The sequence below is a fragment of the Lysinibacillus sp. NPDC048646 genome (assembly GCF_050272295.1).
In the GTDB taxonomy this organism is placed as follows: Bacteria; Bacillota; Bacilli; order Bacillales_A; family Planococcaceae; genus Lysinibacillus.
Window position 1 is genome coordinate 1 of record NZ_JBNNLZ010000017.1, and the last position, 23,164, is coordinate 23,164.

The following is a 23,164-nucleotide window of genomic DNA, read 5'->3' on the forward strand; positions in this document are numbered from 1 at the left end:
GAAGGCAAAATTAAAAGATCTGAGTCCGGTACAATACCGGACTCAGATCTTAGAAGCTGCTTAAATTATTTGTCTAACTTTTTTGGGTCAGATCAGTTTGTCTACAGTCTGAAAGGAGTTGTCTTTAACAACTCCCTCTAACTTGTTATTTAATGTATTGTATATCTTGCAGAAGGTCATCGAGGCGATAAAGTTGTGTGGCAAATCCTTCGACTACACCCACTTCCATTACTTGCTGAAGATCCTTGACTGAGACGAATAGAGAACGCGTAATGGGTTGCTGCCTGCTTGTAAATTCTCGATACAGATTCACTAAGAACGCTAAGACGGCGGGAAGTCTGTGGCAGAGAAAACCAAGTCGTTTATTGTTAAATACTACCTAACTTTATATTGATGTATCTCTATAGGGGGAGTCCTCCACTGTAATTATCATCAAACAATGGATCTAGCAATTCTAAACCCGATATCATCTATATAAAAATCAGGCATACTCTTGCGTCGACAAGTTGCGCCACACCCCCGTTGTTCTTCTGCCCAACTGCCTCCACGAATTATTCTGTAAGAACCAAAGGTCTCAGTGTCATATAGGTCCCAGCACCACTCCTAAACATTCCCAATCATGTCGTGTAAGCCCCAATCATTAGGCATTTTCGCACCAACTTCGTGTACTCGTTCTTCAGAATTATTTTTATACCAAGCAATTTCATCTATTCCACCATAGCGATATCCTTTTGAATTTGCCTGACATGCATATTGCCATTCAGCATCTGTTGGTAAACGAAAACCATTAGTACCATAATTGCAAACTACATCGTCTTTACTTTTATGATCCACATCATAAAACTTGTCATAACCCAATGCATCAGATAGTAAATTACAAAAATTCACTGCATCTATCCACGAAACATTAACTATCGGTTTGCGAGTCACATTCGTTATTGCCGTTTTCTGTCCCAGAATAATGTCATAAAGTTCTTCTGTCACCGTATATTTGGCAAGATAAAACGGCTCTATATCAACATGCCAAATAAATTCCTTTAAATTCTTTCTAATACCTGGCAATCCAAATTTATAGTTAGAACTAATCCATTTTTCCTCGTTCCGAAAATCGCGTAAGCAAGTCGCTCCTTCAGGGATATACACCATTACATCTCTTAAGTAGTCATCTAAGTTAGCTAACATTGTTCACTCCCAGTCTTGAATTAATGTAAAAGCTCATTAGTTAAGTTTCATTTAAATAATCATAATCGTTTAATCAAACACTGTTGCAATGGAGATTGTTAGTTAATCGACAAATGCATAGTCACCATCACTTTCGAGTAAGTCCTTTAATATTGATAGGGCTTGCTCAAGCTGTGCACTATTTTCTGGCGCCGTTATTGCCAAACGAACCGCATTTACCGGTTTCGCGTTCCCTACAGCAAAGCGTTCTGCCGCATATACTTGTACGCCGGCCTGCGATGCGAGCAACTCAAACTGCACACCTGTAAATTTATGTGGGAGCATAAGCCATCTAAAAATACATTCCCCATCCCCTAAAACTGTGTAACCCTGTAAATACTGATCCACAAGCGCATTTTGTTGCTTCGCATACACACGGTGTTTCTCTAATATCGTGTGTGCAACGCCATCTTGAATCAGCCGTGCCGTTAGTTCCACCATTACAGGAGATACGGAAATATTAATATTATAAAGCGTCTCCATAATTTTCTTCCGAAGGCTTGTAGGTGGGACAATAAAGGATAGTCTTAACCCTGGCGAAATGGCCTTTGATACACTGGCAATATAAATCACCTTATTAGGTGCATAGGAGGCGATCGGTGCAAGGGGTTGGTCCTTCAGCAAGCTATAGATTGCATCCTCAATTACGATTAAACCCGTTTGCCTTGCTACTTCCGCAATCATTTCCCTTGTTTCCATAGACATCGTATGCGTTGTTGGATTATGAAAATCTGGTATCACATAAAGACCCTTAATATGCTCGTTCTTGCAAGCATATAATAGCCCCTCCCTTGTCATCTCACCATTTCTTTGTTGAATGGCTACAAGTTGGATACCAAGCATATTGGCCGCTGTTTTAATACCCGCATATGTAATAGGATCTGTGCCAATTCGGTCCCCAGGCTGAAATAATGCCGCTAATGTACCAACGATCGCATTTTGACCTCCTGCTGCAAGCAATACAGGTTGATCGGTTTGATAGCCGACCTTTTCAAGCAGTTTCGTTGCTGCCTCAGTTTGCCATGCATTTCCCTCTGGTCGTCCGTACTGAAATAACTTACTGAAATTAGGATCATTCAGCATCTTTTTCATGTAACGTGTAATTTCTTCGTTCGCATGATTTTCTGGCAACACGGAACCCATTTCAATAATATGCGTGGAATTACTTGTCGGTAATAAAATTTTATTCGTGGCTGCATCCGAGGAGACGAACGTGCCACTCCCAATCGAAGCATAAATAAGCCCCTTCTGCCCACAAAGTTTAAACGCTCGCGTAATCGTGCTTAAGTTAACATCTAAAAAATCGGCTAACTCTCTTTGTGGAGGTAGTTTCGTCCCTGGTGATAATTTCCCATCTTTAATATCTTGTTCAAGCTGCTCGGCTATTGCTATATATAATGGCGCTGAAATATTGCTGATATCTGGCTTCCAGCTCATTGGATATTCTTCAAATGAATTAACTGGCATTTTTCAAGCCCCTTCTTTCTCTTCGTGCATTTGCATACAATATTATAATTGTCTTGCATACAATGATAATATTGTATGCAAATGATTACAATGATATAATTTTTAAAAAATCAGAAAAAAGGACCGATAAATTATGCAATATTCAGAAAGAATCTTAAAAACACCATCCTCATTCATCCGAAACATTTTGAAAGTAACCGATGCAGTAGATGTCATTTCCTTTGCAGGCGGACTTCCAAACCCGATCTCTTTCCCAATCGATGCTTTACAGGCATCCGTTGACCATGCAATTAGAGATAATGGTAGCAAACTATTCCAATATTCGTCTACACAAGGCTATGCGCCACTCCGCGAATATATTGCTGCCAAATACAAACGTCTACATGATTTAGATATCAGCGCTGATGATGTATTTATAACAACAGGTTCACAGCAAGCGCTTGAACTCATTGGGAAAGTACTCATTAACAAAGGTGACGGTATTGTTATTGAGGAACCTGGCTACTTAGGCGCTATACAAGCATTCACATTAAGTGAACCAACTTTCTATGGTGTAACGCTTGAAAATGATGGGCTTAACTTAGAAGAATTAGAGAATGCTTTACAGCAACCAAATGTAAAATTCGTCTATACAGTACCAAACTTCCAAAATCCAACTGGACTTACGTATTCTAAGGAAAAACGTGAACAAATTTATGAGATTATTGCAAAATATGATGTAGCATTAATCGAGGATGATCCATATGGTGAATTACGCTTCCAAGGTGAGCCGCTTCCTTACATTGGCGCTGGTAAATTAGAAAATAGTATTCTATTAGGTTCTTTCTCTAAAACGGTCACACCAGGTATGCGTCTTGGCTTCATCATTACAAAGAACAAAGAATTAATGCAACATATCGAAACAGCGAAACAAGCATCCGACCTTCACACTAATATTTTTTCGCAATATGTCATTTATGATTACTTAGCAAACAATGACTATACAGAGCACGTAAAAAAAATTATTTCATTATATAAAAATCAATCAGATGCTATGCTAGAAGCTATACAGGAATTCTTCCCAGCACACGTTGATTACACACGACCAGATGGCGGGATGTTTATTTGGGCTACTATGAATAATGGTGCTTCATCTTTAGACTTGTTCCATAAAGCGATGGAGCAAAAGGTTGCCTTCGTTCCTGGTGACCCATTCTACACTTCTAAAACCGATGTGAACACAATGCGTCTTAACTATACGAACGCAACACCTGAAGTCATCCGTGAAGGTATTAAACGATTAGGTAGTATTTTATAAGCATGCAATTAAAAAACCGTATGAGCGCTCTCTATGACACTCATACGGTTTTTTCAATTGCATGAATCTTTTTAATAGAAAAAGGCTTCCTTAAATAGATTATTTTTATCCTAAACCACCATTAATTAAAGAACAGCAAGTTAACTAGGATAATGAATTGTCATGCTTAATCGAGTCAATGATTCCCCAGGATTACAATATGTGTGAGGTCGATCTGCTTTAAATCTAATGGAATCTCCACTTTTTAATTTATACTCGCTTTCATTGACACAAATTGTTACTTCACCATCAAAAACCGTGATGAATTCCTCAGTACCCTTTCGATGGGCATCTGCACTTAATTTCCCGTTCTTTTCAATTTCGATAGTGTAAATTTCAAAGCGGTTATCTTCTTGGAAAGGAAAATAAGGATAGACTCTATATTTTCCATTGTCCTCAGACAATACTTGAATATCATCTCTTATTATAACTTTCGCATCAGGCTGTGTACTATTTATAAGGGCCGTAAAAGAGATCTTTAGTCCGTTCGCTATTTTCCATATCGTTGTAAGAGTTGGGCTTGACTCCCCTCTTTCGATTTGACCTATCATCGTTTTACTTACGCCACTTAATTGAGAAACTTTTTCTAAACTTAATTTCTCTTTCTCTCTAATCGCTTTTAGATTTCTTGCAAGAATAAGATGAATTTCTTCCATAAACTCACTCCTGTAATTTGTACAATATAACGGTCGATGTGTATAATAAAAAGACTATCGTTATATCGTCCTTTTCGGTCATTATAACATACAAAATAATAGGAGGGTCAAATATGCCTGTATTTTCATTTTTGTTATTTGTTGTTATAACGAGTTTTACGCCAGGTCCCAACAATATCATGGCAATGGCTTTGGCAAATAAACATGGATTAAAGAAAAGCATGCTATTTTGTCTAGGTGTGGGCATAGGATTTTTCGTCATTACCTTACTATGTAGTCTTTTTAATATTGCCCTAACAAAGGTTATGCCTATTATTGAACGTCCTTTAACAATTGTGGGGGTAGGTTATATGCTATATCTAGCCTATAAAATCCTTACTAGCAAAGACAGCGACAGCGAAAACACTGTAAGTACGAACAATTTATTGCTAATAGGTATGTTGTTACAGTTTGTTAATCCGAAAGGCATTTTATTTGCTATTACTGTAGTAGCAACCTTCATCCTTCCATATCATTCTTCTTACTTAAGCTATTTTCTTTTTTCATTATTTTTAGGAATGGTCGGTATGATGAGTACATATAGCTGGGGTCTATTTGGTTCTGCATTTCAAAAGCTGCTATTGCAATATAGACGACAGTTTAATATCGTCATGGCCGTCTTATTAATGTACAGTGCCTTTTCAATTCTTATGACCTAGGAAGAAGAAAAAAAACAAGGGGATATAACGGGTGTAAAACCGGAGCACCTATAGTTTTTGGTCGACAGAAAAAAATCTGCCAGTTTTCCGACGAGAGCGTGAACAGGAAACTTCTCCAGATGCTCAGGCTCTGAAGGCGTTTGCTGTTTACCGCGGAAATCTAGCAGAATATAGTGTTGTTTAGCATATTATGTTTACCTTAAGTCACAGGACATTCCCAATCGACAGAACATCCAATGATGAATTATTTTGTATATGTTAAAACCGCATTTTTCTTAAATTTAGCTAAAGCTTTTGTCGCCTCAACTTTATCTGTGTATTCAAAAATACGAACATCCTTTTTCTCAAAAACTGTAATAACCCACATTGTAAAATCTCCCTTCAAATTTGTTTTGTCATATAACAACCATCTAAAAATGTGAAATTTTCATCGAACTACCTTATAACAACTTCTTGCTTAATTCCTATTCTACGCCGATTTTTTAAAAAAGAAATAGGTATGTGAAGCCCTTCACAAACTGTTCATATTCAAAACGCTTTCATTGAACAATTTGTGAAAACCCAATTTTTTTAGGCATAGATTATGCAACCAGCGTGTAAGAACAATCCAGCCAGCAAAAGCCACTCGCTTGTTCCTTTTTCTTATCCGTCACTTTCGCGTATTTAACCGCCACATAATACAAAACCGTATGCACGCCTTTTCCACGAAGTACATACGGTCTTTCAATTTTTGATGATAATTAAGTAGTTGTAATAGTAGAAATTTATTCAATAAGGATTATAGATTTGATCAGCACAGTACTTCTTCTTGCTTTTGTGTTAACTCAATTTCAAAACCTAAATCTTCGAGCATGCGATAATCACGATTCGCTTCTTGCCCTTCCGTAGTTAGGTAATCGCCAACAAAAATGCTATTTGCAGCATACATTCCTAGTGGCTGAAGTGACCCAAGATTAACCTCACGACCACCAGATATACGAATTTCTTTTGTTGGATTTATATAGCGGAATACTGCTAATACTTTTAAACAATAGCGAGGATTTAATTCCTTTGTGCCCTCCAGCTTTGTACCATCGATGGCATTTAAAAAATTGACAGGTATCGAATCCGCATCTAATTGATGGAGGGCACGTGCGATATCCACCACATCATCTTTCGTTTCCTTCATGCCAATAATCGCACCTGAGCAAGGAGAAATCCCATGTTTCTTAGCAATTTCAACTGTATTGACACGATCCTCATACGTATGGGAAGTTGTGATGTAAGAGTGGTGGCGCTCTGATGTATTTAAGTTATGATTGTAACGATCAACCCCCGCTTCTTTTAACTGTTGCGCCTGTTCTTCTTTCAATAAGCCAAGACAGGCACAAACTTTTAAGCCGTATTTTTCTTTAATTTCTTCAACCGCTTCACTGACTACATTGACATCCTTTCGCGTTGGTCCTCGTCCACTTGCGACGATGCAATATGTACCAATTTTATTTTCAAATGCTCGTTTCGCACCTGCTAAAATTTCCTCTTTTGTAATGAAGGGATATTTATCAATCGGTGCAGTTGATTTGGATGACTGTGAGCAATAACCACAATCCTCTGGGCAATAACCACTTTTTGCATTCATAATCATATTTAATTTTACTTTTTTACCATAATAATGTTTACGAATAGCAAAGGCTCCGTCCATTAGCTTTAATAGTTCGTCATCGTCACTATTTAAAATGGCCAATGCCTCCTCCTTGCTAATAATCTTTCCTGCAATGACTTCTCCTGCTAGCTGTAACCATTCCACTATACATTCTCCTTTTCAAATTGTTCTATTTTTAGCATTATTCAGCAGAGATTTTGTGACGAAAAAAATGAGTTAGCGAACAAGTCCCTATACGCTATGGTGAAGAATTTGCCTGCTCGAAAGCTAATTGACAACATTAGCGCCATACTTATACCGCACCGTCAACAAAGAACCAGGAACCATTACGCTGAGGCATAATGGATTGACCTTGCTGATTGAAATACTTTATAAAGTCGTTCCGCTAAAAGTGCAGAAGCAATTGCTAGGCAAAAGTCTGCTACAATGCTATTCAAAAAACCAACTAAGAAAATATGAGTCCAGCTCGTTTTCATGTGTAGCCAGAAGTTCAATGATACATATAAATACGGTACTGCCACCGCATAAATAATGATGAGCCCTACGATATTAGCGGCGATAAAATGCTTTTTCGTCGGTACCTCTACTCTTTCTAACATTAAACCAATGACAAAGGCAGCAAGGGCAAAGCCGATTAGATAACCAAAAGTGGGCTGCAATACATATGTGATGCCTCCTCCTTGTGTAAAAACAGGTAAACCAACCAATCCAATACCAATGTAGACGAGTTGACTTTGAAATCCATGACGACTTCCGAGCAAACATCCTGCCAAAAAGACAAATACTATTTGTAATGTAAACGGCACTACTGGTAGCGGCACTTTAATAAATGCGCCTATGGCTGTTATAGCAGCAAACATCGCAATCATAACGAGTGACAGAGTTGATTGTCGTTGTAGCATACCTTATCCCTCCCGTTCCGCAAAAAATTGCACGATTGTATCTTTTGCTGTTTCAATCATGAAATGCATTTCGTCATCGGTTATGATATATGGAGGCATAAAATACAAAACATTGCCAAGAGGACGAATAAGTAATCCTTTTGTTAAAGCTCTTTTATAAATTTGATAACCGATCCGTTCTTCACTTGGCAGCGATTCCTTCGTCACAGCATTCGCAACAAGTTCAATTGCCCCCACGAACCCTACTTGCCGATATTCCCCAACATATGGAAGATGATTAAATGCTTCCATGGCTAGCTTATACATGCGTTCACCTTTTTCTTGCACAATGTCGATATACTGTTCCTCCTCAAACATTGTCAATACTTCTAATGCAACGCGGCAAGCCAGTGTATTACCGGTATAGCTATGTGAGTGTAAAAATCCTTTCATCGTCCCGTAATCATCATAAAAAGCGTTATAGACCTCATCCGAAGTTAGAACAACAGAAAGTGGCAAATAACCACCAGTAAGCCCCTTCGATAAGCACATAAAATCTGGGGTAATAGCGGCTTGTTCGCAGGCAAACATCGTTCCAGTACGGCCAAAACCAACAGCAATTTCATCGGCAATGAGATGCACATTATACTGTGTACATAACGCTCGTAATTGCTTCAAATATATAGGTGGATACATTTTCATGCCTGCCGCCGCCTGAATAAGCGGTTCAATAATGACAGCTGTAATTTCTGCATGGTGCATTGCGAGTGCATCTTCGACAAAGCTAATACACTGGGCTTGGCATGAATCCGGACGATCATGAAAAGGACAACGGTAACAATCGGGCCCCTGTGCACGCACTGTATCCAGTAAAAGTGGCTGATACAGCTCGTTATATAGATCTACGCCACCGACTGATAAAGCACCTAGTGTTTCACCATGATAAGCATCCGTTAATGCTAGAAATCGTTTTTTAGATGTTTTTCCAGTTTGCATATGATATTGAAAACTCATTTTTAATGCAACTTCAATGGCTGCTGAGCCGTTATCTGCAAAAAATACTTTATTTAAACCTTCTGGCGTTAAAGCTACTAATTTTTCTGCGACCTTAATAGCCGGCTCATGGGAGAAATTCGCAAAAATCGCATGCTCTAAAGTAAATGCTTGCTCGCTTAAAGCTTGACTAATGCGCGGGTTAGCATGCCCAAATAAATTAACCCACCAAGAAGACACTGCATCTAAATAACGCTGATCTTTTTCATCGTAAAGCCAAACACCTTGTCCTTTTTTAATAACAATTGGTGGAAACTGCTCATAATCCTTCATTTGCGAACATGGGTGCCAGACATGTTGCAAATCTCTTGTCTGTAATTCAGTTAATGCTTGTCTCATGTCTGGTCAGCCTTTCGAACAATGATGTGTCTGTGATGGCATATTCCACAATCTCCGAAATATTCTGGAGCTTTGGAATGATTGCATATGGTAAAGCATGATGTTGCAATATCGTTTCTACATTACTTTGCTCCATTTGACTACCTGTATCACCATTAAATACGATACCCAGTACTTCAATAGCACGTGTCCGTAAAGACTCTAATGTCAAAAGCGTATGATTTATCGTTCCGAGTGTTGTCCGTGTCACGACCACAACCGGTAGTTTACTTTGGACAATGACATCAAGGAGTGTCGTTTCTCCGATTGTGTCTAGTGGGACAAAAAGACCTCCGGCACCTTCACAAATAACGACATCATTTGATTGCTGTAGCATCTGCATTTGCTTTAATAAGTAATGGGTATTTATTTGCTGCCCCTCCAGTTGAGCCGCAAAATGAGGTGATGCCGCCTCTTTAAACGAAAACCCATTCAAATTCTTTGGTTCAAGCATTTGCAACGAATACTTTTCATACATTGCTGTATCGTGGTAATAGGATTTACAATCCTGATACACTTCACCAGTTTGTACAGGTTTGTACGGTGTGACACGAAGACCCTGCTTCTGTAATTGGCGCATCAATAATGTGGTAATACACGTTTTACCAACTTCCGTATCTGTTCCAACAACCCAAAAATGTTGCATCGTTAACCTCCCCCTCTTTTGAGTTAACCAACTACACAAATTAAGTTAACACATTTATTTTCACTTTGTAAATGCTCTTTCACTTTTTCTACAAAAACACTGCATTTCTTTACAAAATAAAGAGAATTTTGCGATAACTCATCGTAATCTTTTTTTATTATCCTAAAAAACACAAGAAAGTTCCTATGCAGGTGGATGCCAATCAACATATTTTTTGAGTTCTATCAGGGATATTTGTCATCCTATCAGCGCAATTACAATATCTATCAGCGATTCTTGGCATCCTATCTCTAAAGGCGAAGCTCAATAAACAGCGAAACACGCTACTAAAGTCTAAACGGTACCCAATTTCCCTAGTTTGAGAACATTTTAATTTGCTATAGAAAGGATTTTGAACTTCATCTGTAGTATTTAAATACATGGAGGTGGCTGTATGTTTGGCATATTTAAAGAATCTGAAAAGGTCCTCGATACATATGAGCATGTTGGTTTTATTCTTAAATCATTGCTTACTTACGAACTCAAGGATTTACCCTTGCGTTATGAATTTTGGTACCGTGTGGCCATTCGCCAGGAGGAATTTCGAATATTACAGGCCGAACATCGCGTGAAAAGCTCCATGCACAGTGCAATTGGACGTTTTCATCAAACACAGTATGAGGCGACAAAACAAAAGTGTACAAAGCTCGCGCGCCTTGCAGATATGTATAAGTATTTTTGTATCGAAGATGAGCGAGAATCCTTAAATCATCGACTTCTTTTTTACAAAGAAACGATTGCTGAGATCTATGACCATGTGCAAAAAAAAGAACTCTATGCTTATTGTGACTCGGTACAACAGCAATTTTGGGAGGCAGTAAGTGAAGACATACTAAATGCAATAGCCCATCTAGATTAATACTAGATGGGCTATTGTCTTAATAGTCGCCCCTGCTCCACCGGTCCAAAGCCCATCGATCACAGCGTTTAAATAATGGATTTGTCTTTCACACCAACTCTACTTCGGGTAATTTTTCCTACTGCAATGGAGGCGAATGTATCATTAGGTGGTTTTTGCTACTATATGGTATTTTAATGAATACAAGTGTAGTAAAAAAAGGAGAGAATTTATGATTGCTTGGATTATTACGGCGGAAATCGCCTTTTGGATTGTCATAATAGTAGGACTGATTTGTAGATATGTCTTTAAAATGCCTAAACTTAGTATTTTCTTTTTTGCGCTTACACCTGTTATTGACTTACTCCTTGTGCTTCTTACAGCAATGGACTTAAAAGCGGGTACACCAGCATCAACAGCTCACGGTATCGCTGCCATTTATATAGGCGTTTCCATTGCATATGGCAAAACTATGATCTCTTGGGCGGATGTAAAATTCCAGCAGTGGATTTTAAAAGCCTCTATTGAAAAAGAAACATTAACAGGTATGGCGAAAGGCAAGCATGAAATGAACATGCTTGGTCGCCATATTGTAGCCTATATTATTGGCGCTGGATTATTATATGCCATGACGCTGTTTATTGGTTCGAACACGGATACATCTCCCTTATTTCAAGTAATGAAAGTCTGGGGAATCGTTTTAACGATTGATGCTATTATCAGTATTTCTTATGTGATTTTTCCTAGTAAAAAATAGTTAATGGATATATAGACTTCCTATTTTAATAGAATTTAAAAACAAACAGGTGCCTGCTTAGATTGGGACACCCGTTTGTATAATTATCTTGGACTAATGAATATTTTAAATACCGACTCAACCGATTACATTTTCACTTGATTACTTTCCATTCCTTGTACAAGCATTTCTCTAAACTCTTGTACTTGATCGGCTTTAATAGCCACTTTTGTATACTTCTTTTTAATACCAAGCATAAATGTCACGTCAATTGGTTCTTTCATCTTCAAAATAAATTGTGGATAGGCCTCACCAAAATCACGTGCAATAAAATCAATTGTATCTTTGGTCAATTTTCCTTCCAAAAGTTCTATATCTTCAACAAGTTCTTCAATATTACCAAAATGAAGTTCCGTACGTTTCATTAAACCTAAGGACAAATAAAGCTTATCATGCGTTGCATAGACAGAATTTAAACGAACTGCCTGCATATCAGCCATAAAAAATACAACAGAGTAGACATTCAAAATGAGCAATAATATAGACAGTATCATAGACTTCTCATGAAGCCACCAGTGAATTCCAATTGTTTCAATAACAATTCCATGGATAAGCATAATTTGAAAAGCGATATAACTAGAGTTTTTATGCAAGGTTAATCCTGTTCGTTCTTTCCTCTTCCAACTTGCAAAACCGTAGTAAAGCATTAGAAAATCTGTACAAAGCATTTGAATAATTGGTTGTTTTGCTGTATGTCTCTCAACAGCTTTAGGGAAAGAAAACAAATCAGGTAATGCACTTCCTCTTACATCCGCTAATATTTTTGGCATATAACATATGAGTGAAGCAATCAGTGAGATTTCTAAAAGAATGATTGTACCTTCAATCGCAAATCCGATCCAAGTTACCGCTACAAATGGCTGTAAATGCTCAAGCGGAATGATGAAGCGTGCTGCAATGCAACCAGTAGCTGCTAAAAGAATCGCTTGCTTTACAGAAAATTTACGTTTATAGAGCATAAATAAAACCGGCATAACAATGAGAAAATCAATGAGTGATCCGATGACAACTCCTTTGGATTCAGCGGGTAAAATCGACAGACCAATCCCTGTGTTATAAAGCGTGTAATTACTTGCTAACACCACTAATAAAAATACTAGCCATCTATTTTGCCTCTTGTTTAAAGCAATCATTTCACATTACTCCTTTCAACTCTTTACTTTAAATGAAATATTAGTAAATTGAGCTCTATAAAAAAACTTACAATGAATGGTATTATTTATCAATATCTAACAAGTGAAACATTTATTCTTTTACTATATTTGTGATGAAACTTTCATTAATTAGTTATATTTCCATCTTTCGTAAAAAACTTTTTACGATAAACATGAGGACTATATCCAGTATATTCCTTAAATCGTTCAATATAATAACTAACCGTACTAAACCCTGTGCTGGATGCAATAGTGGTTACTGTTTGCTCGCTATCGCGTAACAGCTCCATACTTTTACGAAGTCGGTAATGCAAAATGTATGTGAACGGCGTTATTCCCACTATTTTCTTAAAAAAGCGACTGCATTCTGCTCGACTTAAAAAAACGTGCGCGGCTAAATTTTCAAGGGTGATTTTCTCCTGATAATGGATATGTAAATAATCAAGCATCTCCTTAGCACGCTCATGCTGCACAATTACCGATGGCGTCATTATTTCCTCTGTTAGCAAAGACTGTGTCAAAATTGTTTCCCAAATTAGCAACAGTTCTCTCCATACCTTCATCTCAAAAAATAGTTCACGCCCTTTCAATAAAATTGCTACACTTTCAACCGATTGTGCCAAATCCCCAGAAAGCTTTACATATGGTAGCCGATTGACCGTCACATACGGGAGAACATATTTTGCAGCAATAATACTCCCCTCGTGCCCCCCTAACAGTTTAGGATCAACATTGACACAGTAAATCTTCGCTTGCTCTATCTCAAAAGGTTTCGCTTCATGTAAACAAAATGCATTGACAAATACACCATTTCCCTGTTCAAGCACAAATAGCTCAGCCCCTACCCGATACTGCACACGTCCTTTTTTCACATAGACAAATTGAATCTCTTTATGCCAATGTAACGGTAAAAAATCCATACGATCTAATCGTAGTACAGTTTCATACAATGCTACAGGAAACGCCTTCGTGCCGTGCAATCTTAATTCTTGTAAATCCTTTGCTACTTTAATGTGTAATAACGCCACCTAGTCCACCTCAATATATTGATATTTCCAGCCCTATAATTCGATATTTTTTGTCTTAAACACACTTTATAATTGCTTTATATTAATAGTTTAGGAGATGTAGCAGTATGAATCAACACGTATCGAAAAATCGTACAATGGGTTTTATCCTTGTCATTCTTGGCGCAAGTTTTTGGGGGATTGGGGGTACCGTCGCTCAAAAGCTATTTCAGCAGGGAAATATTGAGGTTGGTTGGCTCGTATCCAGTCGTCTTCTTTTAGCAGGCTTGTTACTACTTATCGTTTATAAAATTACACATCGTAAAGAATCCATTTTTGTGATTTGGGGAACAAAGTATAATGCTTTTAGACAAATTTTATTTAGCTTACTCGGCATGCTGGCTGTGCAATATACTTATATGATGTCTATTGCTATAGGTAACTCTGCAGTAGCCACATTGTTGCAATACTTAGCGCCTCTTTTTATCATGGCATATTATTTGATCTCGAAACACAGTCAATTGACAAAACAGGATGGTATAGCTGTGTCACTCACGCTTATCGGCACATTTTTATTGCTAACGAATGGCTCTCTCTCTACACTTTCAGTTCCAGCAATGGCGGTATTTTGGGGTGTATTATCTGGTCTTTCGGCCGCCTTTTATACATTATATGCTGTGCCGCTTTTACAACAGTTTCATTCATTACTTGTTGTAGGCTGGTCAATGCTGATTGGTGGTTTAGTGATGAGTTTATTCTATAGACCATGGCACATAGATATTTCAAATTGGACTATTTCAACTACAGCTTATTTTTTCTTTATCGTTATTTTCGGGACAATGCTAGCATTTTGGTTTTATATTGAGAGCCTGCAGTATTTATCGCCTAAGGAAACAAGTTTACTTGGTAGCCTCGAACCATTAACTGCTGTCATCACAAGCGTACTTTGGCTACAAATTTCCTTTGGTAGCTACCAAGTTATCGGGACTTTACTCATTCTATGTATGATTTTATACCTCACTGTTTTTCAGAAAAAACGCATGAACGTGTAACAAATTACAAATAAATAGTAAGGTTGTATTAAATTCAAATAATTCTGATAAATAATGGTCATAAATCCCTATAATAGAAATATTAAACTAAGAATTTATACATAAAATTTACATAATTCATATATCTTTTCTCCTTGTTTGTCCATTATACTGAAATTATCATCATATGAAGGAGCTAAGTATATGGATAAAAAAGTAATTTTCTTCGAAGTGCAAGGCGGTAATGATAAAGAACCAGATGGCTACCGAAAAGACACAATGCCAATGGTTAATGCGCTAAAACAACGAGGTCAAGATGCTGAAGTGGTTTTCTTTGATGTAACAAAAAAGGATGAAATTTTTAATTATGTAAAAGAGCAAGGAATCGCCTATGTATCACGCATTAATCCCGGAAACTTACAGCATGAGTCAGAATATTTTGAGATGCTACGTGCGTTATGTGCAGAAGGTGTTATTGGTATGCCTCATCCTGATGCAATGATTGGCTATGGCTCTAAAGATGTTTTATCAAAATTAACATCCACTAATCTAGTCCCAGATGATACTTTCGCTTATTATACGATTGAAGCATTTAAAGCACAGTTCCCTACTTCTCTTGCCATTACCGAGCGTGTGTTAAAACAAAATCGCGGTTCAACAGGCGAAGGCATTTGGCGTGTGCAGTTAGTCAATCCACTTGCTAAAGGGGTAACAGAAGTGCCACTTGATGCAGAGATTAAATGTACAGAAGCCAAAGATAATCACGTAGAATATCGGAAACTCAGTGAATTCATGACTTTTTGTGAACAGTACATTACTGGTACAAATGGTATGTTAATTGATATGCGTTTCCTCCCTCGTATTACAGAAGGTGAAATTCGCTTATTTATGTTGCGCGATAAACCAGTTCACGTAGTACATAAAAAACCAGCAGATTCTGAGGACGCCTTTAGTGCGACACTATTTTCAGGTGCCCAATATCGCTATGATGCACCTGAGGATTGGGCAGAACTTGTCCAAAACTTTTTAATACAATTACCACTTGTCACAAGCTTATTGGGCAATTATGATCTGCCTCTCATTTGGACAGCCGATTTCATGCTAGATACAAACGGAGCGGGTGAAGACTGCTACATTCTAGGTGAAATGAACTGCTCATGTGTAGGCTTCACATCTGAGCTCACATTGGCTCACCAAGTGGCCGAAGAAATTTTAGCCTGTATCGAAGAGCAAACAAAAGTTATAGCATAAATAAAAAAAGTGCGACATTAACGTCGCACTTTTTTACATATAAATCTTTATTCCCTGAATAAATTCATAAATAAAGTAACCTGCAAATCCAATTAATAATACGCCGGATATCATGGTAAGCGATTTAATCATTTTACGACTCATCGCCCTACGCGTTACAGAGACAATCGTCATCAGACCGATATCATGTAGTAAAATACCACTTAGTACACCTGCAGCAATTACTAAAAAGTTTGCCGACTCCGCTTGGTCATATGATTTGGCTAGTACGACACCAAAAACATTCACCCAAAACACTAGATTTCCTGGTGATATCGCTACAAGTAATCCATTTCGATAGGATTTTAAAAAAGACTTCGTCACCTTTTCACCAGCCAATGTAATATCTTGGTCGGCATTCTTAATAGAATCAAGCCCTAATAACAATAAGAACCCTGCCCCAATAATCCACATTGGCAATTGAATCATCGGCATTGCTAAAATAGAAGCAAGCCCCATATACAAAGCAAAAATCAATGCAATGTCGATTGTCATGCCACCAAGCCCTACAGCCCAGCCGTGCACAAAACCATTTTTTAATCCTTGCTTTGTCATTTCCACCGTAATGGCACCTACTGGCATGGCAATTGCTAGCCCTACCATGACATACGCTACATACAAACTCAAAGAAACACTTCTTTCATGCAATAAAATAAGTTTCATACGTCCGTTTATACTATAATTCTAGCATAAAAATACGGTAATATCTTGAATTTTTTATAATTATTCATTATGATGAGCTCAATTACCATTAAACATTCCTTAAAAAACATACCCTATTTGGTATACAAAAAAATGTATAGGAGAAGCACTCATGCAAAGAATACTCATTTTATTCATTACTTTATTGTTACTTTCTAGCTGCGCAACCAATAAAGAAAAATATGAAACAATCGATATCTCAACTATTGAAATGAAGGTCGCAGAAGATTGGCAAGTTGTGGATGTCCGTGAAATCGAAGAATTTAATGAAGGGCACATTCCCAATGCTCTTAACTTACCACTATCAAGCATCTTACAAGGTGAGTATGGTCCGCTCGAGCAGAGTGAGTCCTATATTATTATTTGTCGAAGTGGTAATCGCTCACAAACTGCCAGCGAAGAATTAGCAGAGGCAGGTTTTCAAATTATTAATGTTAAACAAGGTATAAGTTCTTGGCTTGGCGAGGTCAGTGTAACTGAGTAATTTGTTCTTAATATTCTATTTTAAAAGAACATAATGGAGGTTTCTTATGAAAAATTGTTTGTATTGAATGCTATTGATTGCAAGACAAGGCATCTCTAATTATGAGAGATGCCCCCTTCTTATAACATTTGCTTTTTCCACTGTACTAGGAGATCTTCAGATTTTGCAATGTCGATTTTTAACGCAACCTGCTTGGTATTGCAGCGTTTCTTCGCTTTGTCCCAAGCTTCCTCTAAAGCAGGCAAATAGCTTAAATTTTTTGAGGATGCTACAAGCTGTAATAAAATATTGCCCTGAATATAGTACCAACGAGCGTTCATGCTATCTAAGTGAATCGCTTCTTCAATAAGTCGCAGTGCTAAATACGGACTCGCTTCAATTCGATTTATAAACTGCGCAAAGGCACCCCAATAAAGTGCTGTATTGGGCTGTAATTTAACAGCCTCTGCATATTGCGCCATTGTTTTATCATATTCCTTTGCAAGGACAAAATACTCAGCCATTGTATAGTAAGCGTTCGCCTGTGCCTCGATCGGTCCTGCCAGCAATTCATCGATCACTTTACCGAATTGTTCCTCATTCTGACTGCCTAAATAGCCTGCAAGTACATCACCTTCAGGATACGATCCATCCGTACGTTCGACGCTTTGCTTCACCTTATCACCTGCAGGGGCTGGCATATTGGCGTAGCCATTGGCCTCTAAAAGTGCGACATGTTGCTGAACAGTTGAAAATGAAGCGTCTGCTACAAACAATTCATTCACTATTAACGCTTTCGCTAAAGTATAGCTTTCTTTGACTCTACCATTTACAAATAACTCATTTATTTGTTGAACTTGCTCATCAAATTGTTTTATCACTATTATAATCCTCACCTTCACCAAAAGAAAAAGTCTTAAAGGTAGTTTACCATCTTTAACAGGGAAAATAGCTAATTTCGTAAAAAACCGTAGCGAAACAATGATCTTTATGACATTTACTACTCTTTCAATTTAAAGGTTTCTACATATTTATGAAGTTCTTTTGCCATTTGACTTGTTGCATTTGAGCCATTTGCTACCTCATCAATACTTGCCGTCGTTTGTTGTGCAGCTGCAGTAATATTATTCATCGTCTCTTCGATTTCACGAATAGCCTCTGTTAATTGCTGAATCATTTGTACGACATGATCGGATTTCTCTGTTTCTAAAGTCATTAATTTAGAAATACCTGTTATTTCCTCTACCGTTTCTGCCACTGCAGATGAAATGTCGCTTAAGGACTGTGCTGTTAAACGTACGGTATCAGTACCTTTTTCGATATACTGCGTATTGTCGTTTGTGGAAGTAATCACATGCTGAATACGTACCATAATGTCTTGTACAAGCTTTTCAACTTCTAATACTTCTTGATTTGATTGTTCAGCAAGTTTACGTACTTCCTCTGCAACAACTGCAAAGCCTTTGCCATGCTCTCCAGCCCTTGCTGCTTCGATGGATGCATTTAGCGCTAAAAGATTTGTTTGTGCAGCGATGCCAGCAATGGAATTCGTAATATCTTGGATTTTCGTTGCCGATACCACTAAATTTTGAACCGTATGACTGACTTCATCAGAACCTTTACGTATTAACGCCATATCGTTATTTATGTCCTTCGCACGCTGCTCGCCCTCGGTTGCAATTTTCATGGTGTCATGTGAAATTTCAACGCTATTATCAGCCTTCACTTTCATATTTTGTAAATCCTCTGCCAATGACGTAAGTGCTCCTGTAGCATTTTCAGCATGATGCATACCTTCCGTCACCGCCGTGGTAACCTCACCAATATTCGTCGCAACGATTTGGACTGTATTGGTCATTTCGTTAAGTGTATTAGAAGTTTCAACCGCATTGGCTGTCAACGAATCAGATGTGGAACGCATTGTTATAATCATTTGTTGTAAACTCTTCGTCATACGATTTAAAGTCTTGGCTAAATCGCCTACCTCATCATGACTTTTTACATCCGTTCCCTGAACTGCCAAATTGCCATCCGCAATTTGTTTCGCTTGTTCAATCAGAAGGCTAATCGGTCTTACTTTTCGACGAATTAAAAAGCCTGTAATAATCGAAGCTAAGAGCATGGGAATGATGCTTATTAAAATACCATTTCGCACAACAGCCCACGTTCGTTCTTTCACGATATTGGCATCGAAATCAATAACACTAATGGCTATAATTTCTTTACTGGAATCATGATCCTTAAAAATGGGTGCATAACCTGAAAGTCGGTTCATCCCACCAAATGTATACGGTTCAGAATAAGTTGGATGCTTCATATCCAGTAACATCGAAATAGCGTCTTCGTCAATATAAAAATCATCTCCGGGCGCAAATCCCTTTTCCGCTAAATGCTCATCAAGGGCAAGTAATGTGCCATCTAACGTTAAAATGTACTGCGTTTGGAATATATCTTTATGATTGGTAGTCCAATTTAAATCATTCCCGATGCTTTCCATTGCTTGTTGATCCCCATTAAGCGCTTTTTCGATATCTGCTGGACCTATCAATCCTGTTGTAATATTGGCACAACCATATGCCTCAACGCCAGCAGCATCATATAGCTTGTTATAAGCCGTTATGTATGTAGCAACCGAAGTAATACCTAGCATCACCACTAAGATGCCAGCAATAATCGTTCCCAGCTGAAAAGTTAATGAATTTCGTAAATTCACGATTCATACTCTCCCCTTTCTTGTAAAAATCTATGAAAATCCATCTATCTCAACCATCATACTATAATAAGATGTATTTAAAAAGCATCTTTTATTCTTAAACTTTAGTATAGGTCTTGGATATCTTTCTGAATTATGAGATAATTGAAATGTATTTCTTATCTGAGAGGCATGATTATTACATTTAAGGGAGGCTTCTATGAATAGACATTTTCATTTATTGACACTTATTATGGGAAATCTGTTAACACTAGGCGCCATTTTCGTTTATGCCATACAAAGCCAAATTCAGGTCGCCCTTAGTACCTATGGCCTCGTGATGGGATTTTTAAGCACGCTACTCATTTTTATTTTTTATTTATGGGGGGATGACAAGCCACATGTATCAAACCGTTTTTTCAAATAATGTACATGACTAAAGGTTGTAGTGAGTGCAATGCTACAATCTTTATTGCTTTTTATAATAGTTAAGAGAGTATAGTTTTCTCCCTATTTCTCATTAGAAATGACCTTCACATCGCCACCATCTATATTAGGATAGCTACAAAAAAGTCTCCCAATCCCACTTTAGAAAAACTCTAGCAAGAAAATAGACAATCCCCTTCTATTTTCAGGGTATTTACCGTTGAAATTTACCGTTGAAAATGACTGATGATTGTAGAAAAATAAAATTTTTTGTAGAAAATTAAAAACAATGATTGAGTAGTAAATCAATTTTCTGTATAATCAGCTTGTTTGACAATACTTTATATGAACTTGGGGGTAGACAATTGGGTAAAGCATTGATTATAGGAGCTGGCGGAGTTGCCAGTGTTGTGGTACACAAGTGTGTTCAAAATTCGGACGTATTTGAGGAAATCTGTATCGCAAGTAGAACTGTTTCAAAATGTGACGCTCTAAAAGAAAAACTAGACGGCGGAAAAACAAAGATTCACACTGCACAGGTAGACGCAGATAATTCGGATGAGGTTATTGAACTTATTAAAGCCTTTAGACCAGACGTTGTTATAAATGTTGCACTACCTTATCAAGACCTAACGATTATGGATGCTTGCTTAGCGACAGGTGTGCACTATGTGGATACTGCAAACTACGAGCCACCTGAAACGGCAAAATTTGAATATAAATGGCAATGGGCTTATAAAGAGAAATTCGAGAAAGCTGGCTTAACAGCACTACTAGGTAGTGGCTTTGATCCAGGTGTAACGGGCGTTTTCACAGCACATGCACAAAAGCATGAATTCGATGAAATTCATTACATTGATATTGTGGATGCCAATGCTGGTGATCATGGTTATCATTTCGCAACGAACTTCAATCCAGAAATCAATATCCGTGAAATCACAGCAAATGGCCGTTACTGGAAAGAAGGCAAGTGGATTGAAACAGCACCACTTGAGAAAAAAGAAGTGTATAACTTACCAGAAATCGGTCCAAAAGATATTTACCTGCTATACCATGAAGAATTAGAATCAATTGCTAAAAACATTAAAGGCTTAAAACAAATCCGCTTCTGGATGACTTTCTCTGAGAAATACTTAACACACTTAAAAGTATTAGAGAATGTTGGCATGACGTCTATTGAACCAATCGAATTCGAAGGACAAATGATTCAGCCAATTCACTTCCTTAAAGCAATATTACCGGATCCAGCATCTCTTGGACCACGCACAAAAGGAAAAACAAATATCGGCTGTATCATCCGCGGATTAAAAGATGGCAAAGAGAAAACTTACTACGTGTACAACATCTGTGATCATGAAGAATGTTACAACGAGGTAGGTTCACAAGCAATTTCATATACAACAGGTGTACCAGCAATGATTGGCGCCATGCTTGTGATGAATGGCAAATGGCAAAAACCTGGTGTTTGGAACGTTGAAGAGTTCGATCCAGATCCATTCATGGACGCATTGAACCAATGGGGTCTACCATGGCAAGAAAGCCATACTCCAGAATTACTTGACCTAGAAGTAGACTCAAAGGAACTAAGCCGATGAAACCAATTGATTTCACAAAGGTTCCTTCCCCTTCTTACATTGTGGATGAACGATTATTAACAAAAAATCTAGCGCTTTTAAAATCGATTCAAGATCGTACAGGCTGTCGTATTTTGCTTGCCCTTAAAGGATTCTCGATGCATTCGACATTCCCTTTAGTTGGTGAATACCTAGCAGGGATTACATCAAGCTCCTTATTTGAAGCGCGTCTTGGTTATGAAAAAATGGGCAAGGAAGTTCACGTTTATGCACCTGCTTATGTAGAGCATGAAATAGACGAGCTGCTTGGCTATGTCGATCACATGGTTTTTAACTCATTTAACCAATGGGCACAGTACAAAGACAAGGTAAAAGCGGCTGGTAAAACTATTGAATGTGGTATTCGTGTTAACCCTGAGTACTCTGAAATTGAAACGGCACTTTATGATCCTTGTTATACAAACTCACGCCTTGGTACAACATTAGCTAATTTCGAAAAATCACAACTTGACGGTATCGATGGCTTACACTTCCATGCGATGTGTGAGCAAAACTCTGACACGTTAGAACGTATTATCAAAGTGGTCGAAGAAAAATTTGGCGATGTTTTACACCAAATGAAATGGTTAAACTTCGGTGGTGGTCACCATATTACACGCGAAGATTATGATGTAGAAAAACTTGTAAACATTATTAATTACATCCAAGACAAGTATGACCTCCTTGTCTATTTAGAACCTGGTGAAGCAGTAGCATTAAATACAGGCTACCTAGTGGCAACCGTTCTTGATGTACAGAAAAACGGTATGGAGCTAGCAATTTTAGATACATCTGCAACATGCCATATGCCAGACGTTCTAGAAATGCCTTACCGCCCCGTTATTATCGGTGCAGGTCAACCAAATGAACTTGCTTACACATATCGCTTAGGTGGGCTTACATGCCTTGCAGGTGATGTTATTGGTGATTATTCATTTGAAAAACCATTACAACCTGGCGATCGTCTTGTTTTCACAGATATGGCACATTACTCTATGGTGAAAACCCATATGTTTAATGGTGTAAACCTTCCTTCTATCGTTTCTTATAATGATGAAGAAGGCATTAAAGTCATTCGTGAATTTAAGTTTGAAGATTATAGCGGTAGACTTTCTTAACAAAAAAAAAAAGCCCC

At 37.8% G+C, this 23,164-nt stretch carries 22 protein-coding genes and 1 pseudogene; 10 read left to right on the forward strand and 13 right to left on the reverse strand.

What is annotated here, in order from left to right:
• Window positions 1-432: 432 nt before the first annotated feature.
• Together ACQKII_RS16710 and ACQKII_RS16715 are read right to left on the reverse strand one after the other, a co-directional pair.
• A pseudogene (locus tag ACQKII_RS16710) lies at window positions 433-1,182 on the reverse strand (formylglycine-generating enzyme family protein).
• A gap of 102 nt (window positions 1,183-1,284) precedes the next feature.
• The gene (locus ACQKII_RS16715) at window positions 1,285-2,688 is read right to left on the reverse strand and encodes a PLP-dependent aminotransferase family protein (protein WP_427461117.1); all 1,404 of its coding nucleotides are present in this window, start codon (window positions 2,686-2,688) and stop codon (window positions 1,285-1,287) included.
• Window positions 2,689-2,821: 133 nt separating this feature from the next.
• Between ACQKII_RS16715 and ACQKII_RS16720 the strand changes: the two genes are divergently transcribed.
• Entirely contained in the window at window positions 2,822-3,985 is a 1,164-nt protein-coding gene (locus tag ACQKII_RS16720) for a PLP-dependent aminotransferase family protein (protein WP_427461119.1), read from the forward strand.
• A 140-nt stretch (window positions 3,986-4,125) separates the two neighbouring features.
• Here the strand turns inward: ACQKII_RS16720 and ACQKII_RS16725 are convergent, their stop codons facing one another.
• Window positions 4,126-4,680, reverse strand: coding sequence for a helix-turn-helix domain-containing protein (locus tag ACQKII_RS16725; RefSeq protein WP_427461121.1), 555 nt, complete (start codon window positions 4,678-4,680; stop codon window positions 4,126-4,128).
• 113 nt (window positions 4,681-4,793) lie between these two features.
• On the opposite strand from ACQKII_RS16725, the gene ACQKII_RS16730 reads away from it, so the two are divergent.
• Window positions 4,794-5,378 (forward strand): LysE family transporter, encoded by a 585-nt coding sequence (locus ACQKII_RS16730; RefSeq protein ID WP_427461123.1) that lies wholly within the window; start codon window positions 4,794-4,796, stop codon window positions 5,376-5,378.
• 244 nt (window positions 5,379-5,622) lie between these two features.
• Here ACQKII_RS16730 and ACQKII_RS16735 read toward each other — a convergent pair whose 3' ends face one another.
• The 5 genes from ACQKII_RS16735 to bioD form a co-directional block, all read right to left on the reverse strand.
• Window positions 5,623-5,745: a hypothetical protein gene (locus tag ACQKII_RS16735; RefSeq protein WP_369436162.1), complete on the reverse strand. Its 123-nt coding sequence runs from the start codon at window positions 5,743-5,745 to the stop codon at window positions 5,623-5,625.
• Between the two features lie 423 nt (window positions 5,746-6,168).
• A complete protein-coding gene (gene bioB, locus ACQKII_RS16740; RefSeq protein WP_427461125.1) occupies window positions 6,169-7,164 on the reverse strand; it encodes a biotin synthase BioB in 996 nt (331 codons plus the stop codon).
• A gap of 182 nt (window positions 7,165-7,346) precedes the next feature.
• Window positions 7,347-7,922 carry a biotin transporter BioY gene (locus ACQKII_RS16745; protein WP_427461127.1) on the reverse strand — a complete coding sequence of 192 codons (576 nt, stop codon included), beginning with the start codon at window positions 7,920-7,922 and terminating at the stop codon, window positions 7,347-7,349.
• A 3-nt stretch (window positions 7,923-7,925) separates the two neighbouring features.
• A complete protein-coding gene (bioA, locus tag ACQKII_RS16750) occupies window positions 7,926-9,293 on the reverse strand; it encodes an adenosylmethionine--8-amino-7-oxononanoate transaminase (protein ID WP_427461129.1) in 1,368 nt (455 codons plus the stop codon).
• Window positions 9,274-9,978: a dethiobiotin synthase gene (gene bioD / locus ACQKII_RS16755; protein ID WP_427461131.1), complete on the reverse strand. Its 705-nt coding sequence runs from the start codon at window positions 9,976-9,978 to the stop codon at window positions 9,274-9,276. Before bioD ends, bioA begins: the two co-directional genes overlap by 20 nt.
• Window positions 9,979-10,411: 433 nt before the next feature.
• Between bioD and ACQKII_RS16760 the strand changes: the two genes are divergently transcribed.
• Together ACQKII_RS16760 and ACQKII_RS16765 are read left to right on the forward strand one after the other, a co-directional pair.
• Window positions 10,412-10,876: a hypothetical protein gene (locus tag ACQKII_RS16760; protein ID WP_427461133.1), complete on the forward strand. Its 465-nt coding sequence runs from the start codon at window positions 10,412-10,414 to the stop codon at window positions 10,874-10,876.
• A gap of 211 nt (window positions 10,877-11,087) precedes the next feature.
• Window positions 11,088-11,612: a hypothetical protein gene (locus ACQKII_RS16765; protein ID WP_427461135.1), complete on the forward strand. Its 525-nt coding sequence runs from the start codon at window positions 11,088-11,090 to the stop codon at window positions 11,610-11,612.
• A 125-nt stretch (window positions 11,613-11,737) separates the two neighbouring features.
• On the opposite strand, the gene ACQKII_RS16770 is transcribed toward ACQKII_RS16765, so the two are convergent.
• Both ACQKII_RS16770 and ACQKII_RS16775 read right to left on the reverse strand, forming a co-directional pair.
• Window positions 11,738-12,784, reverse strand: coding sequence for a beta-carotene 15,15'-monooxygenase (locus ACQKII_RS16770; RefSeq protein ID WP_427461137.1), 1,047 nt, complete (start codon window positions 12,782-12,784; stop codon window positions 11,738-11,740).
• A gap of 146 nt (window positions 12,785-12,930) precedes the next feature.
• The gene (locus ACQKII_RS16775; protein WP_427461139.1) at window positions 12,931-13,833 is read right to left on the reverse strand and encodes an AraC family transcriptional regulator; all 903 of its coding nucleotides are present in this window, start codon (window positions 13,831-13,833) and stop codon (window positions 12,931-12,933) included.
• Between the two features lie 107 nt (window positions 13,834-13,940).
• Between ACQKII_RS16775 and ACQKII_RS16780 the strand changes: the two genes are divergently transcribed.
• Both ACQKII_RS16780 and ACQKII_RS16785 read left to right on the forward strand, forming a co-directional pair.
• The gene (locus tag ACQKII_RS16780; protein ID WP_427461141.1) at window positions 13,941-14,864 is read left to right on the forward strand and encodes an EamA family transporter; all 924 of its coding nucleotides are present in this window, start codon (window positions 13,941-13,943) and stop codon (window positions 14,862-14,864) included.
• 183 nt (window positions 14,865-15,047) lie between these two features.
• A complete protein-coding gene (locus tag ACQKII_RS16785; protein WP_427461143.1) occupies window positions 15,048-16,094 on the forward strand; it encodes a Cj0069 family protein in 1,047 nt (348 codons plus the stop codon).
• Between the two features lie 33 nt (window positions 16,095-16,127).
• Here the strand turns inward: ACQKII_RS16785 and ACQKII_RS16790 are convergent, their stop codons facing one another.
• The gene (locus tag ACQKII_RS16790; protein WP_427461145.1) at window positions 16,128-16,760 is read right to left on the reverse strand and encodes a LysE family transporter; all 633 of its coding nucleotides are present in this window, start codon (window positions 16,758-16,760) and stop codon (window positions 16,128-16,130) included.
• A 187-nt stretch (window positions 16,761-16,947) separates the two neighbouring features.
• On the opposite strand from ACQKII_RS16790, the gene ACQKII_RS16795 reads away from it, so the two are divergent.
• Window positions 16,948-17,319 carry a rhodanese-like domain-containing protein gene (locus ACQKII_RS16795; protein ID WP_427461147.1) on the forward strand — a complete coding sequence of 124 codons (372 nt, stop codon included), beginning with the start codon at window positions 16,948-16,950 and terminating at the stop codon, window positions 17,317-17,319.
• 119 nt (window positions 17,320-17,438) lie between these two features.
• Here ACQKII_RS16795 and ACQKII_RS16800 read toward each other — a convergent pair whose 3' ends face one another.
• On the reverse strand, window positions 17,439-18,179 hold the full coding sequence (locus ACQKII_RS16800) for a tetratricopeptide repeat protein (protein ID WP_427461149.1): 741 nt from the start codon (window positions 18,177-18,179) through the stop codon (window positions 17,439-17,441).
• A 119-nt stretch (window positions 18,180-18,298) separates the two neighbouring features.
• Window positions 18,299-20,011: a methyl-accepting chemotaxis protein gene (locus ACQKII_RS16805; protein WP_427461151.1), complete on the reverse strand. Its 1,713-nt coding sequence runs from the start codon at window positions 20,009-20,011 to the stop codon at window positions 18,299-18,301.
• A gap of 199 nt (window positions 20,012-20,210) precedes the next feature.
• Between ACQKII_RS16805 and ACQKII_RS16810 the strand changes: the two genes are divergently transcribed.
• From ACQKII_RS16810 to nspC, 3 genes are all read left to right on the forward strand, one after another.
• Window positions 20,211-20,417 (forward strand): hypothetical protein, encoded by a 207-nt coding sequence (locus ACQKII_RS16810; protein ID WP_427461153.1) that lies wholly within the window; start codon window positions 20,211-20,213, stop codon window positions 20,415-20,417.
• Window positions 20,418-20,781: 364 nt separating this feature from the next.
• Complete coding sequence (locus tag ACQKII_RS16815; RefSeq protein ID WP_427461155.1) at window positions 20,782-22,011, forward strand: saccharopine dehydrogenase family protein; 1,230 nt, start codon at window positions 20,782-20,784, stop codon at window positions 22,009-22,011.
• Window positions 22,008-23,147, forward strand: a complete 1,140-nt coding sequence (gene nspC, locus ACQKII_RS16820; protein ID WP_427461157.1) for a carboxynorspermidine decarboxylase — start codon at window positions 22,008-22,010, stop codon at window positions 23,145-23,147. The genes ACQKII_RS16815 and nspC overlap by 4 nt, the downstream gene beginning before the upstream one ends.
• The last annotated feature ends 17 nt before the right edge of the window (window positions 23,148-23,164 follow it).

What these genes read in the sequence shown, in the direction of transcription:
- ACQKII_RS16715 (WP_427461117.1), bottom strand. Translation starts at nt 2,688, where the DNA reads ATGCCAGTTAATTCATTTGAAGAATATCCAATGAGCTGGAAGCCAGAT.
- ACQKII_RS16720 (WP_427461119.1), top strand. Translation starts at nt 2,822, where the DNA reads ATGCAATATTCAGAAAGAATCTTAAAAACACCATCCTCATTCATCCGA.
- ACQKII_RS16725 (WP_427461121.1), bottom strand. Translation starts at nt 4,680, where the DNA reads ATGGAAGAAATTCATCTTATTCTTGCAAGAAATCTAAAAGCGATTAGA.
- ACQKII_RS16730 (WP_427461123.1), top strand. Translation starts at nt 4,794, where the DNA reads ATGCCTGTATTTTCATTTTTGTTATTTGTTGTTATAACGAGTTTTACG.
- ACQKII_RS16735 (WP_369436162.1), bottom strand. Translation starts at nt 5,745, where the DNA reads ATGTGGGTTATTACAGTTTTTGAGAAAAAGGATGTTCGTATTTTTGAA.
- ACQKII_RS16745 (WP_427461127.1), bottom strand. Translation starts at nt 7,922, where the DNA reads ATGCTACAACGACAATCAACTCTGTCACTCGTTATGATTGCGATGTTT.
- bioA (WP_427461129.1), bottom strand. Translation starts at nt 9,293, where the DNA reads ATGAGACAAGCATTAACTGAATTACAGACAAGAGATTTGCAACATGTC.
- bioD (WP_427461131.1), bottom strand. Translation starts at nt 9,978, where the DNA reads ATGCAACATTTTTGGGTTGTTGGAACAGATACGGAAGTTGGTAAAACG.
- ACQKII_RS16760 (WP_427461133.1), top strand. Translation starts at nt 10,412, where the DNA reads ATGTTTGGCATATTTAAAGAATCTGAAAAGGTCCTCGATACATATGAG.
- ACQKII_RS16765 (WP_427461135.1), top strand. Translation starts at nt 11,088, where the DNA reads ATGATTGCTTGGATTATTACGGCGGAAATCGCCTTTTGGATTGTCATA.
- ACQKII_RS16770 (WP_427461137.1), bottom strand. Translation starts at nt 12,784, where the DNA reads ATGATTGCTTTAAACAAGAGGCAAAATAGATGGCTAGTATTTTTATTA.
- ACQKII_RS16780 (WP_427461141.1), top strand. Translation starts at nt 13,941, where the DNA reads ATGAATCAACACGTATCGAAAAATCGTACAATGGGTTTTATCCTTGTC.
- ACQKII_RS16785 (WP_427461143.1), top strand. Translation starts at nt 15,048, where the DNA reads ATGGATAAAAAAGTAATTTTCTTCGAAGTGCAAGGCGGTAATGATAAA.
- ACQKII_RS16795 (WP_427461147.1), top strand. Translation starts at nt 16,948, where the DNA reads ATGCAAAGAATACTCATTTTATTCATTACTTTATTGTTACTTTCTAGC.
- ACQKII_RS16810 (WP_427461153.1), top strand. Translation starts at nt 20,211, where the DNA reads ATGAATAGACATTTTCATTTATTGACACTTATTATGGGAAATCTGTTA.
- nspC (WP_427461157.1), top strand. Translation starts at nt 22,008, where the DNA reads ATGAAACCAATTGATTTCACAAAGGTTCCTTCCCCTTCTTACATTGTG.